Origin of the sequence: Archangium lansingense, from assembly GCF_026626635.1 — a bacterium.
GTDB classification, from domain to species: domain Bacteria; phylum Myxococcota; class Myxococcia; order Myxococcales; family Myxococcaceae; genus Archangium; species Archangium lansingense.
Map to the genome: position 1 here is coordinate 823,831 of NZ_JAPNKA010000001.1, position 16,899 is coordinate 840,729.

Consider the following 16,899-nt stretch of genomic DNA (forward strand, 5'->3'; position numbering starts at 1 on the left):
CTTCGCCGGTTGCGTGCGGCGCCAATTGTAAGGATGTGGACCATCAGCCCCGGAGCACGGGTGAGGCTCTGCTCTGCATGAAGAAGGAGCTGAAGAAGCTCTATGACGACAACGATGGCCGCGCCATCTTCCTGCGTGCCTACTTCGTCATGACTACCCAGGTGAACGCGGCGATTCACGGGACGGGTGATTTCCAGCAGACCGGCCCCATCTTCTTCGACCCAGCCTGGGTGGATCGGCTCGCCGGCCGGTTCTCGCTGCTCTACTTCCAATCCCTGACGCGCTCGCGCGCGAAGGCGCCCGATAACAAGCCCATCTGCGAGGCCTGGGGAACGGCCATGGAGCTGGCTGCCCATCGCCGGCCGAGCATCCTCCAGTGCTTGCTGCTCGGCATCAACGCTCACGTCAACTTCGATCTGGCCCTGGGCATCCATGACATCCTCCGGGAGGATCTCCGGCGCCTACAGTTGGAGGAGAAGGAGCCGGCGACGCGAGACCGCCGGGCTGCGGAGCTCCTGGCGCGGTGGAAGTTCGACCATGACCAGATGAACAACGTCCTCGTGCGCACCAACCCGAAGATCCAGGAGGTGGTGGGCAGGGAGTTCCGTGGCGCCCTCGGCCTCTTGAGCAAGCTCGGTGGACTGTTCGACGAGCTCGTCACCAGCGCGGGGCTCCGGTACTACCGCGACCGCGTCTGGAACAACGTGCTCGGGTTGCTGGCGGCGAAGCCGGAGGATCTCGAGAAGGTGAAGCTGCGGCTGGGCTGGGAGTCCCAGCAGATGGCTGAGTTCATCGTCCAGGGCGGCTGGCTCAACAGGGTGGTGTATCGCCTGGACAAGCAGCTGCGCCGGAAGCGCGTTGGCGGCGGGTTCCATCCCGAACTGGATGGGATGGAGGTCCACGCCGGAGGAAGCCTGGGCCACCGGCTCCAGCGGCCCTTCTGAGTCTCCGGGCTACAGGGGGTAATGCTCCGGAGGGAGTGCCCGCAGCTCTTCCAGGGCCCGCTGCTCGAAGGCGCGTGCCCCCTGCTGTCGGGCCACCTGTATGGCGCGGAGGAAGCACTCGCGGGCCTCCGAATCGTGGCCAAGCATTCGCATGGTCTCGCCTCGCAGCCGGTGCAATTCGGCTTCGTAGAAGTGCTGGCCCTCTGTCGGAGCCCGCTCCAGCGCTTCGTCGAGGAGCGCGAGGGCTTCATGAGGTTGCCCCAGCTTCAGGTGCAGCTCCGACAGCAGTCCGAGGTCCTGGTGGAACAGGCCGGCGCTGATGCCCGGTCCCATCCAGGCCGCGATGCCATTGCGGATGAGTGCCAGCCCTTCCTGGGCCCGTCCCAGCTCGCCCATCGCCCAGCCGTGGATGAGCGTGGCCCAGATCTCCGAGGCCCGGAAGCCGTGCTCGTGCGCGAGTGAGATGGCCTGAGCGGACCACTCCAGGGCGCACCGGGCTTCCCTCCGGAGCTGGCAGGCCACGCAGATGTAGTTGAGCACCATGGCGGACGTGTGCGGATGGCCGATGCGCCGCGCCAGCTCCAGTGCCTCCTGGCTGGAGCGCCAGGCCTCTTCCTTCCGTCCGAGCGCCGAATACACCATGGCCGCGAAAGCCAGGGTCGTCGCGCGCGGGTTGATCCACTGCTTGTCGGCGATGGCCCGATGCGCCTCGAGCGGCAGGTCCGGGCAGGCCAGTCCCGCCTCGATGTGCTCCAGGGCCGCGGCCAGCTCCCCCCAGATGTAGAGGTTGGCCGCCATCATCCGATGCCCCAGGGCGAGCAGCTCCATGTCCTGGTGACGCTCGCCCTGAGCCACGAGCTGCCCCGCGAGCTCGTGAGCCACCGCGTATTCGGCGCGCGAGAAGTAGTAGACGAAGAGCCCCCAGTAGGACAGTTGCAGCCGGGGGAGTGCCTCGCCCACTTGATGGATGAGCTCGCGCGCCCGGGTGTACGTGCGCTCCACCTCCGGAGAGCGGTAGCCCTGCACCTGGGCCAGCGGGACACCGAGGGAGATGAGCAGCCGCAGCTCCTCTTGGAGTCGCTCCGGCGTGTCCGGTCGCAGGTGCAACAGCCGCAGGGCCTGCTGGAAGTGGCTCACCGCTTCCTTATTGGCCGAGCGCAGGCTGGCGCGCTGTCCGGCCTGGAACCAGTAGCGGATGGCCGGCTCGTGCTCGCCCGCCTCGGTGTAGTGGTGGGCGAGCAGCTCCGGCTGCGTCTGGGCCACCTCGGGGAACTGCTTCAGCAGGGCCTCGGTGATGCGCTGATGCAGCTTGCGGCGTGAGCTGCGCGGAAGCGACTGCCAGGCCGCGTCCTGGATGAGCGCGTGGCGGAACCGGTAAGCGGGTCCGGCCTGCTCGTCGAGGGGTTGCAGGAGCCCGGCTGCGACCAGTCCCTCCAGGTCCCTCCGGAGCGTCGCATGGCCGCGCTGCACGAGCGTGGCCAGCAGTGCGCGCGGGAAGCTGCGGCCGATCGCCGCGCAGAGCTGGGCCAGCACTTTCTGCCTCAGGGGCAGCAGATCCAACCTCGCCAGCAGCAGCTCGTGCAGGGTGATGGGGATGGCGTCCGGAGTGCCTCGCTCCAGCACCATGCGCGTCAGCTCCTCCACGAAGAGGGGAACGCCATCCGTCCTGGTCACGAGCTGCTGGACCACCTCCTGGGGCAGTGCGTGGCCTCCCGCGGCCTCGCGCACCAGGGTCGCGGTGTGCTCTGGAGACAGCCGCTCCAGCACGAGCCGGTGCATCCAGGGGTGGGGAATCCAGGTGGGGTGGAAGTCCGGCCGGGCGCTGAGGACGAGGAAGAGCTTCTGCCGCTCCATTCGCGCGAGGAGGTAGCCGAGCAGCTCCAAGGTGGAGGGATCTGCCCAGTGCAGGTCCTCCACCACGCCGAGTACCGGGTTCTCCCCGGCCACGTGCCACAGCAGTGCGGCGAGCGCCTCGAGGGTGCGCTCCTTGCGCCGCTCCGGCGAGAGCTGGAGGGGAGGCCGCTCCTCGGGCTCAGGGAGGGAGAGGAGTTGGCTCAACAGGCGGACGTGCTCGGTGGAGAGCCCCAGCGACTCGGGCCACATCGCATGCGAGGTGATGCGGCGCCGCAACACCTCGATGATGGGTTGGAAGGCGCTGGTACTGGACTGCGGCCAGCACTGGAGCTGGAAGTGGACGCACGGCTGCTGGCGCGCCTCGGCGTGCAGCTCCTGGATGAGACGGGACTTGCCGACACCGGCCTCGCCGGAGACGAGCACGAAGGCGCCCTGGCCCCGTCGGGCTCCCTCCCAGTACGCGAGGAGTCGTTGCAGCTCCTGCTTCCTGCCCACCAGGGGCGTGAGGCCGCCCGTGACGCTCGTTGGCTGGAACCGTCTCATCGGCCGCCGCTCGCGCAGTACCCGGTACAGGCCCATGGGCACCTTCCCCGAGAGGCCCGCATAGAGGTGAGTTCCGAGGGGCTCGGTATCGAACGTCCCGTGCACCAGCGACCAGGTGGAGTCGCTAGCGACCACGGTGTGGGGCTCGGCCTGTCCCGCCAGCCAGGTCACTACCTTCGGGGCCTCGCCCTGGACGACGAGCGCCCGGCCGCTGTGCTCCCTCGGGGGCTCGCTGAGCGTCACCTGATCCGTGTGCAAGCCCACCTTCACAGCCAGTACTCCCGAGGCGAGCTGGGGCAGCTTGTGCTGGAGGGCCGTAGGCACCTCGCGGGCCAGCGCCATCCCTGCTTGGACTGCGTGCTTCGAGTCCTCCTCTCTCACGACCGGATAGCCGAAGCAGGCGAGCACCTCGTCGCCCAGGGCCATGACGATAGAGCCGCCCCGTTGCTGGACGAGCTCCGTGCACAACTGGTGGAAGGACTCTTCCAGCTCGCCGATGTCTTCCGCGTCCAGAGCCTGTCCAGGTGTGGCCAGTCCCGTGAGTCGGCAGGACAGCAGCGTCACCTGCCGCCGCTCGGCCACCACGCGACGTGGCGCGTGCGCCTGGAAGCCGAGCGACTCCCTCAGCTCGCGCAACTCCTCTACGAGCTCCTGCGCCGTCTGGTAGCGCTGCTCAGGGGCCTTGGCCAACATCGTGCCCAGCAGGGACTCCACTTCCCGGGGCAGCTCCGGGCGGCGCTCGCGTACGGAGGGGACGGGCTCGGAGGACAGCACCCGCGCACGCAACTCCGCCAGCGAGGCGCTCGCGTAGGGCGGGTCTCCCGTGAGCATCTCGTACAGCACGATGCCGGCAGACCAGATGTCCGTCCGCTCGTCCTGCTGCTCACTCTTCCATTGCTCTGGCGCCATGTAGGCTGGCGTGCCGGCATTGGGCAGATCCATGAGGCTGGGCGGGCTGTTCTCTTCCAGCAACCAGGCCAGGCCGAAGTCGAGCAGCTTCACCTCGCCCTTGCGCGTGAGGAAGACGTTGCTCGGCTTGAGGTCCCGGTGGATGACGTGGTGCTCGTGAGCGTGGGCCAGTCCCGCGGCGATGCAGTCGAAGATCTCCAGGGCGCGCCGTGGCTCCAATCGCCACTCGCGCTGCAGCAGCGCCGAGAGGGACTCGCCCTCCAGGCACTCCATGATGAGGAAGGGAATGCGCGGCTCCCAGGTGGCCCCCACCCACTCGGAGGCATCGAAGAGGTAGACGATGTTCGCGTGGGCGAGCTGCGCGATGGCCTGGGCCTCCTGGCGCAGCAGGGAGACCATGCGATCATCACTCAGAGGTGTGCCCGGCAGCAGGAACTTGAGCGCCACCACCCGCCGCAGTTGTGCATCCCAGGCGCGGAACACTCGGCCCATGGAGCCACCGCCGAGCGGCTCGATGATTTTGAACCGGTGGCCGTCCGTGCCTCCCAGCTCCTCGCCGTGCGTGGGGATGCGCAGCAGGGCGGATTCCTGGGCCACGGCCTGGAGCACGTCATCGCCGTAGTCTGAATCCACATAGTCCGAGTCCCCGAACCCGGGCTCCGAGCCGTCTCCAGTGCCATTCCGACCGGTGTTTCCTGGCATGGTCTCCCCCAGCGTCCCCACCCGGCTTCGGTGTCGGAGTGCCTTGGCATCCGACCTGGCTGGGCCCCAAGTTAGGGAGCGTCCAGACCCTGGGCAATGCAAGCAGCCCGGGAGGGCAGGAGGGCAGGTTGTTTCTGCCGGTCCTGGCGCTCCGGGGATGGGGCGGGCTTACACAAGGGTTGTGCACCGAGCACCAGAGCCGCTCATCCCCCGGCCAGTGCGGGCAGCAGGTCCGCACGTGAGAGAGGATGAGACCGGAGGCTGGTCTACCTGCCCGCCGTGACGAAACTCTTCCGCTCCATATCGCTTCGTCGTCTGCCCCGGCACCTGGTGCCCGTGGGCGTGCTTGTCCTCAGTCTGCTGCTCACGACCGGGGTGTGTGTGTTGCTGGGGTTGGCTGCACGCGGGCGGGATGAGGCTCGCTTCGAGAACCTGGTGCAGGCAACCTCGGATCGCATCCAGCGCCGGTTGGACACGTACATCGCGCTCCTTCAGGGGACCGAGGGCTTGTTCGCCACTCAGCAGGAGGTCTTGCCGGAGGAGTTCTCCGCCTACGTCAATCTCTTCGATGTCCCCTCCCAGTACCCGGGCATTCAAGGCATTGGCTTCACTCAGCGCTTTTCGCGCAATGCGCGCGCTCAAGTCGAGCAGCGGGCGCGTACTGCTACGGGCCTGCCGGGCTTTCATGTCTGGCCAGAAGTCCCGGGGGATGAGCTCCACTCCATTGTCTTGCTGGAGCCGCGCGACATGAGGAACCGGGCGGCCATGGGCTACAACATGTACTCCGAGCCCAGCCGCCGCGAGGCGATGGCGCGAGCCCGGGACACTGGCCTGCCCGCCCTCACTGGAAAGGTGACGCTCAAGCAGGAGATTCGCGAGAACAAGCAGGCGGGCTTTCTCTTGTACCTGCCCGTCTACGAGGGCGGGCATGTGCCGGCCACGCTGGAGGAGCGGCGCGAGAAGCTCGAGGGCTTCGTCTACAGCCCCTTCCGGGCGGATGATTTGCTCAACGGCATCTTCGGCGCCGAGCAGCAGCCCCGCGTGGCCTTCCATCTCTACGATGGGTTGGAGGTGGACGAGGTGCGGCTGCTGCACAGCTCGCACGGCCCCGAGGCGCGGGCGAGCAGGCCGATGTTCACCACCACCACCACGCTGCTGGTGGGGGGGCGGCCCTGGACGCTCACCTTCGCCTCGCTGCCGGCCTTCGACGCGTCGGCCTCGGGGCCCATGGTGCTGCCCTTCGTGGGGCTGGGCGTGCTGGTGAGCCTGGGCTTCTTCTTCATGATGCTCGCCCAGGTGCGGGCGCGCGGGGAGGCGGAGCGGAGTGCGGACGGGCTGCGCGTGGCGCTCGTCGAGCGGGCTCACGTGGAGGATCAGCTGCGCGAGGCGGATCGGCGCAAGGACGACTTCCTGGCCATGCTGGCCCACGAGCTGCGCAACCCCCTGGCGCCGGTGCTCACCGCTGTGCAGCTCATGGAGCGAAAACAGCAGGCAGGACTGGGGACGGAGCGAGAGCGCGAGGTGGTGGAGCGCCAGGTGCATCACATGCGGCGGTTGGTGGATGACCTGCTCGACGTGTCGCGGGTGACGCGGGGCAAGATTCAGCTGCGCAGGCACTCGCTGGACCTGGTGTGCTCGGTGGGGCGGGCAGTGGATGCGGCACGGCCCTTCGCCGACTCGCGGAAGCACTCGCTGAATGTGGAGTTGCCGGACGGGCCGGTGTGGACGGATGCGGACCCGGTGCGGCTGGAGCAGGTGCTCACCAATCTGTTGCACAACGCGGCCAAGTACTCGGAGCCCGGCGGACGCATCACCTTGACGCTGGCACGCGAGGCACGCGAGGCGGTGGTGCGGGTGACGGACACGGGCATGGGCATCCCCGCCGAGGCGCTGCCGCACCTCTTCGAGCCCTTCATGCAGGTGGCGCGCACGCTGGACCGGGCGCAGGGTGGCCTGGGTCTGGGGCTGACGCTGGTGAAGCAGTTGGTGGAGATGCATGGCGGCCGTGTGGAGGCCTGGAGTGCGGGCGTAGGCCGGGGCAGCATCTTCACGGTGCGCCTGCCGCTGCTGCCCGAGGAGCGCATACCCGTGGTGCCCGTGGCCGCTCCGGCCGAGCGAGAGGTGTCTGGCGATGGGCGCCGCGTGCTCGTGGTGGACGACAACGTGGACGCCGCGGAGCTGCTGGGCGACGTGCTGGAGATGGACGGGCACCAGGTGACGGTGGTGCACGACGGCCTGGCGGCGCTGGAGCGCATGAGCGCCATCGACCCCGAGGTCATCTTCCTCGACATCGGGCTGCCGGGGATGGACGGGCACGAGGTGGCGCGCAGGATTCGAGCACGCCCGGGTGGCGCAGCTCCGAAGCTGGTGGCCGTGACAGGCTATGGGCAGGCCACGGACCGCCAGCGCTCGCGCGAGGCGGGCTTCGATGCACACCTCGTCAAACCGGTGGAGATCGACCGGGTGCTCGAGCTGGTGGCGGACGCGGGAGGTAACGGGTCCGATGCGTCGGTACTGAACTGACGGCGCGCAGCATGGGCTAACGGGGATGCACCTTCAGCGTGACTTCCGGGTCATTCCCCGCGCCTCCATGGAGGAGGGGAGACTCGCCGCTGCCTTTGACGTGCTCATCCGCGAAGGCGAGTACCCAGGCGCGGGTGATGGAGGCGGTGCGCTCCGCCGGCTCCAGCGTTCCCGTGTCGAAGGTCTCGGAGTTGACCTTGGAGTTGTAGGTCTTCATCAGCTCCAGGAGCAGCGGCAGGTCCGAGAAGGTGAGGTGCCCCGCCTGGGAGACCGAGACCTCGTAGACGGGAGCATGCCTGTCCTTGATGAAGGCGCGATGGGTGCCGTCATCGTGCTCCTGGGTATGCACCAGGAGGAGCGGCTGGGCGATGCCCTTGTCCCAGGAACCCTGGAAGGTGCCATCGAGGTTGGAGCAGGCGCGGACACTCGGTTCCTTCTGGCAGACGATGGTCGACGCGGCACCGCCGATGGAGTGTCCGAAGACGCCCACGCGCTCCAGGTCCAGCCGTCCGGCGAAGCGCCCCTGGGCGTCTCCCGCGTCGAGCGCTCGCACCTGGGAGAGGATGAAGCGCAGGTCCGTCACCAGCACGTCGAAGTAGGGTGTGCCGAAGAGGCCGGAGGGGTCCTGGGTGTTCGGGGCGTAGCGGCCGTCGGGGAAGATGACCGGACCGTTGGTGTACGTGTGCGAGGTGGCCACGACGACGTAGCCATGGCTGGCGAGCTCCTCCAGCACTGACGCGTAGAAGGTAGGCGAGAAGCCAGCCCCGGGTGAGAAGAGGATGATGGGGAAGCGCTCGCCAGCCGCGAGCGGGGCGTCGGTCACTGAGTGTGTATGGACGAAGTCCAGCATTCCGGGAGGGAGGGTGAGGCCATCCTGCTGGAGCTGAGCGATGCCCTCGCGGCGTACGAGGAAGTAGGGCGCGGGCTGGGCATGAGGCGTGGATGCGGCGGGATACCAGAGGCGCATCATCAGCTCGCGCTTGTCCTTGCTGGCATGGGTGAACGTCTCCTCGCGAGAGGTGTCCACCCAGGAGAAGGCGGTAGTGCCCACGGCGTAGGGGCCGGTGGGGGCGGGCAGCCGGGTGAGGAGGTGGCCCGAGGCCTGTGCTCGGTCGCATCCGCTCACCTGCGCACCGGCGCGGGTCTTCGCGTCCAGCTTCAGGCGGCTCACCTTCTCGTGGAGGACCCCCTTGTCCCTCAGCGAGGCGAGAGGGAAGCGCAACACGGCGTCCACCTGGCCATCCCCGTTCACGTCCTGTTCTCGGAGCTCGAGCTCGGCGGACACGTCCGGGGCAGAGCCGTCCGGGTCGGACAGGGTGGCGGTGGCCGGGTCGAGCGTGCGCACGTCGAGCGTGGCCTCCCCGAGCACGGCCACTTCCAGGGAGCCAGTGCCAGACAGCTCCACGACATTCGGGTATGCCCCTGGGAGCACGTCGAGCGCGGTGGTGCCGGTGCAGGCCTCAGGAGGCAGAGGCGGGAGCGGCTCCTTGCCGCATCCGGCGGCGAGCACCGTCAGGGCAGTGAGAGCGGCGAGCGAGTGGGAGGGCTTCGGGGACACGTCGTATCTCCAAGGAGTGGCTTCGCGGGCGCAGCATCTCCTGGAATACCCCCGCGCTGTCTGGCTATCTGAAATTGAAGAGTGCGCGGACGGGGAAGTGGTCCGAACCACCCGAGCGCAGCACGCGGGCCTCGGAGAAGGTGAGCCCGCGCCCGAGGATGTGGTCGATCTCCACCACGGCGGGCAGGGCGGTGTTGGCTCCGGGCCAGGTGTTGCCACACGAGGCACTCGGTCCGTCACACGAGTGGGTGAAGCCCGCGGTGGCAAAGGTCTTCATCGCATCGGCCTGGCGGCCCTCGTTCATGTCTCCGAGGAGCAGGATGGGAGCCTTCTCGTTGGCGTAGCGCTCCATCAGCGCCTTGCCCTGTTTCGCACGCAGCTTCGCGTTCTTCTCCAGGGACTCGAGCAGGCCATCGGTCTTGATGTGTTTCGCCCCGGGCGCCATGAGGTGCACGCACACCACCTTCATCCGCTTCCCACCGAGCTTCACGTCCGCCTCCATGCCAGGAATGCGGTGGGGCTTCTCGGGAAAGCTCTCCGTGCGCAGCAGCGGATGGCGGCTGGCGATGCCCATGCCCCAGGTGCCTCGCCGCGGCGTGAGCACGGTGTGCGGGTACTCCTTGCCCAGTCGCTTGCGGAAGGCCTTGGCGAACGTCGGCGTCAGCTCCCGCAGGCAGAGGACGTCGGGCTTCTCCTTCTCGATGACCTCGAGTGACTTCTCGATGTCCTCCGCGGGGGCGTCGTAGAGGACGTTGTAGGCCATGGCCTTGAAGGGCCAGGTGGGACGGGGCGGGTCTTCAGTTGCCTGGAAGAGGGAGAGCACCGCGAGCAGGGGGGCGAGCATGCCCCTGTTGATTGCAGGGGCGGGGCCAGGGGATTCGTGGTGGGGACGCGGCCACCGGGGGACAGGTCCGTGGCTTTCGGGACGCGGGGCCGCAGGGGCGTGGCCCGAGGAACGCGCGGGGAGCGCTCGTGTCGCGGGATTCCGCCCGTGTCACGGCGCGCCGCGTCGTACGGGCTGATTGTTGGTTAGCCAACGTAGGTCTTTTGCTTGCCTGCTCTCCGCAGATTACCGGTTTCTCCAGGCCCCTTGGTATGCTCCCGCGTCACGCAGTCGTCACCGTGGGGGAGCGCGAGTGTCCTTCGTCCAGTTGCCCGAGAGCGTTACCACCTGCCGCAACCTCGTGGGAGGCGAGTGGCTCGTGCCGCGAGATGCCTCTCTGCTCGATGTCCACAGTCCCTATACGGGAGGCATCATCGGCCGCGTGCCGATGACGCCCGCGGAGGGTGTGGCCCAGGCCGTGGAGGCCGCACGTGCCGCGGCGTCCGGCTGGCGCAACACGCCGCTGCGCGAGCGCACCGCGATCATGGCCCGCTTCCGCGCGCTGCTCGAGTCCAACCTGGATCGCCTGGGGCACCTGGCCGCCAGCGAGGCCGGCAAGACGGTGGCCGAGGCGCGCGCCGGCGTGGCCAAGGGCATCGAGGTGTGTGACTTCGCGCTCTCGCTGCAGAACCTGGACACCGGCGGCGCGATGGAGGTGAGCCGCGGCGTCACCTGCGAGTTCCGGCGCGAGCCGCTCGGCGTGGTGGCGGGCATTACCCCGTTCAACTTCCCGGCCATGGTGCCGCTGTGGATGATTCCCATCGCGGTGACGGTGGGCAACGCCTTCATCCTCAAGCCCTCGGAGAAGGTGCCCCTCACCGCGTGCGCGCTCGGCGAGCTCATGGTGGAGGCGGGCATTCCGCGCGGCGTCTTCTCCGTGGTGCATGGCGGGCGCGAGACGGTGGAGGCGCTGGTCGCGCACCCGGACGTGCGTGCGGTGGGCTTCGTCGGCTCATCCGCCGTGGCGCGGCGCGTGTATTCGGAGGGCAGCGCGCAGGGCAAGCGCGTGCTGGCGCTCGGCGGTGCGAAGAACCACCTCATCGTGGTGCCGGACGCGGACGAGGCGCTCACCGCGCAGTCCGTGGTGGACTCCTTCACCGGGTGCGCCGGCCAGCGCTGCATGGCGGCCAGCGTGATGCTCGCGGTGGGAGACGTGCAGCGGATTGTGGAGCAGGTGCGTGAGCGCGCCTCGCGGTTCGAGCTGGGGCCCGGCATGGGCGCCCTCATCGACCGGGCGAGCCTCAACCGCTTGGAAGCGGCCATTGCCACCGCGGAGCGCGCGGGGGCTCGGGTGCTGCTGGACGGGCGCGGGAAGAAGCCGGTGGGGGATAAGTGGGCAGGGGGCTACTGGCTCGGGCCGACGATTCTCGACGGTGTGCGGCCGGACATGGAGGCGGCGCAGCGGGAGCTGTTCGGCCCGGTGCTGTCCATTGTTCGTGTGCCCACGTTGTCGGCCGCGCTGGAGGTGGAGAACGCCTCGCCGTATGGCAATGCGGCGTCCATCTTCACCACCAATGGTGCGGTGGCTCAGGCCGTGGTCGAGGGCTCGCGCGTGGGCATGGTGGGCGTCAACGTGGGCGTGCCCGTGCCTCGCGAGCCTTTCTCCTTCGGCGGTACCAATGAATCGAAGTTCGGTCACGGCGACATCACGGGCGCGTCCAGCCTTGGTTTCTGGACGGACCTGAAGAAGGTCACTCGCAAGTGGACCACGCGCACCGATGGTAGCTGGATGAGCTGAGAAGAGGATTCCCCATGCCAGACAAGAAGCCCGTCAATCACATCCGTCTCACCTCGCATCCGGACAGCGATTCCCAGGTCGCCCCCATCCGTTGGGGAGACCCCGACCCGTTGCGCCGGGGGCCTGTCATCGCCACGCTGACCGAGCCGGCGAACCGCAACGTCATCGGCACGCACTCGGGCTCGTACGCCATCTACCGGGCCGTCGCCGTGGCCGCCGGGCAGCTCACGCAGGACCATCGGGCGGACCTTACCAACACCGCCCCCGCGGTGCAGATCGGTCCCCACAAGTCCTGGGAGAACACCGAGCGCATCGTGTCGATGGACCCGTGGGGCGCGGTGGCTCCGCAGGTCTTCCGCGCTCAGCTGGAGCAGGGCGTGGACATCCGGCCCTCGATTGCCATCACCCGCGCGCACATCAACATGCCCGAGCTGCGCGATGCCATCACCGCCGGCCGCCTCAAGCCGGATGGGAACATCCTCTGCGCCAACGGTGACGTGAGCGTGGTGAAGGCCGCGGTGGAGCCGGTGTGGTACCTGCCCGGCATCGCCAAGCGCTTCGGTCTCACGGAGGCGCAGCTGCGCCGGGGTCTCTTCGAGCAGACCGGCGGCATGTTCCCCGAGCTCATCACCCGCTCGGATCTGGAGGTGTTCCTGCCGCCCATCGGTGGCCTGACCCTCTACTTCTTCGGGGACATGGACTCCATCTCCAACCCGGACATCCCGCTGGCGGTGCGCGTGCACGACGAGTGCAACGGCTCGGACGTGTTCGGCAGCGACATTTGCACGTGCCGGCCGTACCTCACGCATGGCATCGAGGTGTGCATCCAGACGGCGCAGGCGGGCGGGGCGGGTGTCATCGTCTACTCGCGCAAGGAGGGCCGCGCGCTGGGCGAGGTGACGAAGTTCCTCGTGTACAACGCGCGCAAGCGCCAGGAGGGCGGCGACTCGGCGGCCACCTACTTCCACCGCACCGAGTGCGTGGCCGGTGTGCAGGACATGCGCTTCCAGGAGCTGATGCCGGACGCGCTGCACTGGCTGGGCATCACCCGCATCCACCGCTTCGTGTCCATGAGCGACATGAAGCACGACGCCATCGTCCGCTCGGGCATCGAAATCCTGGAGCGCGTGCCGATCCCGGAGGAGCTCGTCCCCGCGGATGCCAAGGTGGAGATGGAGGCGAAGAAGGCCGCTGGTTATTTCACCACGGGCAAGGTGGCCTCGAAGGAGGAGCTCGCCGAGGTGAAGGGCAGGTCGCTCGATGCGTGAGCCCTCGCCAACCGTGGCATACCTGCTCAGCACGCGGGCCATCCGCGAGCGCTGTCGGGCCCTGCTGGAGCTGGGGCTCGCCGGGAAGCTGAAGCACTTCCGCGTGGACCCGGAGCGGCTGACCACCGTGGCGGACTACGTGCTGGCCGTCACACGCGAGTCGTACCCCACGCTGGACATTCCAGTGCACAGCCGGTGGGGGCACTTCGACGTGGGTGGGGTGAGGCGCAACGCGGAGCTGGATGCGCGGCTGGCCTCGCTGCCGCGCGCCGAGCGGGCCCGGGCGAAGTTGGACCTGGTCATCACGAGCGTGCTGCTGGACGCGGGCAGCGGGCCCACGTGGAAGTATGTGGAGCCCGGCGGAAGCACGTATGCGCGCTCCGAGGGCCTGGCCGTGGCCAGCTTCCACATGTTCCTCGCGGGGGCGTTCTCCTCGGACCCGAGTCAGCCGCTGCGGGCGGATGCCGAGGGGCTGCAGCGGTTGAGCCTCGAGGCGCTGGCGCGGGGCTTCCAGGTGACGGAGTCCAACCCGCTGGCGGGCCTGGAGGGACGGCTCTCGCTGCTGCAAGGGCTGGGACGGGCGCTGCCGAGGCCCGGAGCGCTCTATGACGCGCTCGCGGCGCGGGGGACACGTGTCCACGCGACGGAGGTGCTGGGCGAGGTGTTGAAGTCGCTGGGGTCCATCTGGCCGGGGCGCACCACGCTGGAAGGGGTGAACCTGGGCGACGTGTGGACGCACTCGATGCTGGGCGCCGAAGGGAGCCCGGAGTCGCTGGTGCCCTTCCACAAGCTGTCCCAGTGGCTGACGTATTCGCTGCTGGAGCCGCTGGAGGAAGGCGGCATCACGGTGACGGACCTGGACGCGCTCACCGGACTGCCCGAGTACCGTAACGGCGGGCTGTTGGTGGACATGGGCTTGTTGGTGCCGAGGGACCCGCGGCTGCTGACGGAGGCGTTCAAGCCGGGCTCGGAGCCGATCGTGGAGTGGCGGGCGCTGACGGTGGCGCTGCTGGACGAGGTGGCGAAGCGGGTGCGCGAGCGGCTGGGGATGACGGCGGAGCAGCTTCCGCTGGCGAAGGTGCTGCAGGGTGGGACGTGGACCGCGGGCAGGAAGATCGCCGCGGAGAAGCGTCCGGGAGGCACGCCGCCCATTCGCATTGAGAGTGACGGGACGGTGTTCTGAGAGGGACCCCCTCTCCCTCTGGGAGAGGGTGGGGGTGAGGGTCTTCTTTCTTTTTGCTCGAGCGACGAGGAGAGTGCCGTGACGTACTCTGACAACTGCACCGTGGTGGACCACCCGCTGGTGAAGCACAAGTTGACCCTGATGCGGCGCAAGGACACGAGCACGGCCTCGTTCCGTGCGCTGCTGCAGGAGATCTCCCTGCTACTCGCCTACGAGGCGATGAGGGACCTGAAGCTGCGCGATGAGACCATCGAGACTCCGATGATGGAGACGGTGGCGCCGGTCCTGGATGGAAAGAAGCTGGTGCTGGTGGCCATTCTCCGGGCGGGACAGGGCATCCTGGACGGGATGCTGCATCTGGTGCCGAGCGCTCGCGTGGGACACATCGGCCTGTACCGGGATCCAAAGACGCTGGCGGCGGTGGAGTACTACTACAAGGTGCCGAGCCAGCTCGCGGACCGCGACGTCATCATGTGTGACCCGATGCTGGCGACGGGGAACTCGGCGGTGGCGGCGCTCAACCGCGTGAAGCGCAGCAAGCCGGGGAGCCTGCGCTTCGTGTGTCTGCTGGCCTGCCCCGAGGGCCTGGCCAACCTACGTGAGCACCACCCGGACGTGCATGTCTTCACGGCCGCGGTGGACGAGAAGCTGAACGAGCACGGCTACATCCTGCCGGGCCTGGGAGACGCGGGCGACCGGCTCTTCGGTACGAAGTAGCTCGGGGTCGTGGGGCCATGCATGCTGCCGGAGCATGAGTACCTGCTCCTGGCCGCGCATGGCCGTGGCCCTATGGCTTGTCCTGGCGGTTTCGTGTGTCACGTCTCCGGAGGAGTTGCCTCTGGAGGGGCGGAACCGGGTTCAGCCCAAGGTGGTGCGGACGAGCGCGCTGCCCGGGGGTGCACTGAGGCTCACGTTCGAGCCGGTGGCACCGGCCCCGGTCCTGGAACAGCTGAGAGTGGAAGAGGCGCGGGCGGTACTCGCGGCCTTCCATGAATCGTTTCCGCGAGAGAAGGGCCGCCGATTCCGGCTCGTGCGGACGTCGACGGAGCCGGGGCCCGAGGAGTGGGAGCAGCGGCTGCGCGAGGAGTTCGTGTCCCGCTATGGCCCGCCCGTGGTGCCGCTGCCTGGGGCACTGGAGACGAGCCCTGTCTTTCTGGCCCTGAAACTGTCTCCCCGCTACATGGGCGAGGGCGTAAGGGACGCGGCTCAGGAGCTGTTCAGCTCACGCCTCTTTCTGTCGAGCGTGGCCCTGTCGGTATTGGTGTACTTCGCGGCGTGGGTGGCGCCGGAGCCCATCTTCACCAAGGCGTTCGTGACGGCGCTGACGCTGAGGGTTGCGCTGGTGGTGGGGGTGCTGGAACTCAACCAGTTCGCGCGGGCGTGCGCGAGGCTGTATCAGGAGGCAGAGGCGGCGAGGACGGTGGAGGAGTTGGAGGCGGTGGCGGAGCGCTTCGGAAAGGCGGTGGGAGGAACGGGGCTGAGGGTGCTGATGCTGGTGGCCAGCATGGGCGTGGCCAAGGGGCTGCCAGAGGTGCCCCAGGGAGGACTCGGGGCGCTGTTGCGCGCGCCTCGGTACTCGCTTCCCGGGGGAATATCGATGGGGAGCGCGTCGACGGTGCAGATGGTGGCCGATGGCACCATCATCGCGACGGGAGTAGCGGCGGGCACGGCGGCAGCCTCCCCCGTGGGCAGCGCCTGCACGGACGGCTCCGAGAGCCAGGACGGCTACCACTGGCACCACCTAGCCACGAACAAGAATGACATCTCGGAGCGTTTCGGAGGCCCGTGGACTCCCAGGTTCGAGCAGCTCTTCGAACTGGCGGGGATGAGCCTGGACGCGGCGGAGAACCTCGTCTACCTCAAGGGCCACAAAGGTCCCCACCCAGAGGCGTACCATGAGGCGGTGTTCGAGAAACTCAACAGCGAGCTTCGAGACTGCGGAGCCGTTTCTCGATGTAGAGGCAAGCTGCTGGAGGCGCTTGGACGGCTCGCGGAGGAGGTATGCACCCCTGGGTCACGACTCCATCGATTGGTGACGAAGTCTCACGAGTGAAGCCGGGTGGAATGCGTGCACTATCTACTCAAGGATGACATGCGCATCACAGGACGATGGCACCTGCGCCATCCCGTTGATGAGCATGGCGAGAAGATCAATCCCTGGCAGTTCACCAAGGGCCAATGGCTCGAGCCCCAGGGGACCATCCGTTTTCCCGTGAAGCCCGACGGGGTTGCGCTGGACTTCACCCTGGATGCATTCCTCACCCCCGTGGTCCATGGCCGTGTCGTTCAACTCTTCGAGCGGCTGGGCATCCAGGATGTGCAGTTTCTCCCCAGTCAGATTGAGGGCCACTCCGGGCCCTACTTCATTCTCAATACCCTGCGTGTCATCCGCTGCATCGACGACACCCGGTGCGAGGAGGTTCAGTACTGGAAACCGGAGGACGGCGAGCCTGAGAAGGTAGGGGAGTACCGGTTCGTTGCGGGCTTACGCATCGACCCGACGAAAGCAGAAGGGGCCCGAATCTTTCGTCCCTGGGGTTGGCCACTCGCGCTCATCATCTCCGAGGGCCTCAAGCAGGCCCTGGAGGCCGAGCACATCACCGGCACGCGGTTCGTCGAGGTGTGAGCGAGCATTCCTCACGGCCCCGGATTGCTTTTGCTCCGGACCGCGTTTACCTTTCCGAGCGATGATTCTCCTGACGTGCCAGCGTCGATTTAGCCGCCCCCCGAGCCCCACCAGGCGCCGGGAGGCCGTGCTGCGTCGCTAGCCCGTTCTCCCATCGCGGATCGCCTC

At 68.1% G+C, this 16,899-nt stretch carries 11 protein-coding genes; 8 read left to right on the forward strand and 3 right to left on the reverse strand.

Going from position 1 to position 16,899, the window contains the following annotated elements:
• Nucleotides 1-77 precede the first annotated feature (77 nt).
• A complete protein-coding gene (locus OV287_RS03285; RefSeq protein ID WP_267532500.1) occupies nucleotides 78-944 on the forward strand; it encodes a DUF5995 family protein in 867 nt (288 codons plus the stop codon).
• A 9-nt stretch (nucleotides 945-953) separates the two neighbouring features.
• On the opposite strand, the gene OV287_RS03290 is transcribed toward OV287_RS03285, so the two are convergent.
• Nucleotides 954-4,952: a protein kinase domain-containing protein gene (locus tag OV287_RS03290; RefSeq protein ID WP_267532501.1), complete on the reverse strand. Its 3,999-nt coding sequence runs from the start codon at nucleotides 4,950-4,952 to the stop codon at nucleotides 954-956.
• 279 nt (nucleotides 4,953-5,231) lie between these two features.
• On the opposite strand from OV287_RS03290, the gene OV287_RS03295 reads away from it, so the two are divergent.
• A complete protein-coding gene (locus tag OV287_RS03295; RefSeq protein ID WP_267532502.1) occupies nucleotides 5,232-7,475 on the forward strand; it encodes a CHASE domain-containing protein in 2,244 nt (747 codons plus the stop codon).
• A gap of 16 nt (nucleotides 7,476-7,491) precedes the next feature.
• Here the strand turns inward: OV287_RS03295 and OV287_RS03300 are convergent, their stop codons facing one another.
• On the reverse strand, nucleotides 7,492-9,033 hold the full coding sequence (locus OV287_RS03300; protein WP_267532503.1) for an alpha/beta hydrolase family protein: 1,542 nt from the start codon (nucleotides 9,031-9,033) through the stop codon (nucleotides 7,492-7,494).
• Nucleotides 9,034-9,097: 64 nt separating this feature from the next.
• Nucleotides 9,098-9,877 carry an endonuclease/exonuclease/phosphatase family protein gene (locus tag OV287_RS03305; protein WP_267532504.1) on the reverse strand — a complete coding sequence of 260 codons (780 nt, stop codon included), beginning with the start codon at nucleotides 9,875-9,877 and terminating at the stop codon, nucleotides 9,098-9,100.
• 292 nt (nucleotides 9,878-10,169) lie between these two features.
• Between OV287_RS03305 and mmsA the strand changes: the two genes are divergently transcribed.
• From mmsA to OV287_RS03335, 6 genes are all read left to right on the forward strand, one after another.
• Nucleotides 10,170-11,654, forward strand: a complete 1,485-nt coding sequence (gene mmsA / locus OV287_RS03310; protein WP_267532505.1) for a CoA-acylating methylmalonate-semialdehyde dehydrogenase — start codon at nucleotides 10,170-10,172, stop codon at nucleotides 11,652-11,654.
• Nucleotides 11,655-11,668: 14 nt separating this feature from the next.
• Complete coding sequence (locus tag OV287_RS03315; protein ID WP_267532506.1) at nucleotides 11,669-12,922, forward strand: GTP cyclohydrolase II; 1,254 nt, start codon at nucleotides 11,669-11,671, stop codon at nucleotides 12,920-12,922.
• Nucleotides 12,915-14,105: a URC4/urg3 family protein gene (locus OV287_RS03320; protein WP_267532507.1), complete on the forward strand. Its 1,191-nt coding sequence runs from the start codon at nucleotides 12,915-12,917 to the stop codon at nucleotides 14,103-14,105. The genes OV287_RS03315 and OV287_RS03320 overlap by 8 nt, the downstream gene beginning before the upstream one ends.
• A 78-nt stretch (nucleotides 14,106-14,183) precedes the next feature.
• A complete protein-coding gene (upp, locus tag OV287_RS03325; protein ID WP_267532508.1) occupies nucleotides 14,184-14,822 on the forward strand; it encodes a uracil phosphoribosyltransferase in 639 nt (212 codons plus the stop codon).
• A 34-nt stretch (nucleotides 14,823-14,856) separates the two neighbouring features.
• Nucleotides 14,857-16,158, forward strand: coding sequence for an AHH domain-containing protein (locus OV287_RS03330; RefSeq protein ID WP_267532509.1), 1,302 nt, complete (start codon nucleotides 14,857-14,859; stop codon nucleotides 16,156-16,158).
• Between the two features lie 39 nt (nucleotides 16,159-16,197).
• On the forward strand, nucleotides 16,198-16,731 hold the full coding sequence (locus tag OV287_RS03335; RefSeq protein WP_267532510.1) for an imm11 family protein: 534 nt from the start codon (nucleotides 16,198-16,200) through the stop codon (nucleotides 16,729-16,731).
• The last annotated feature ends 168 nt before the right edge of the window (nucleotides 16,732-16,899 follow it).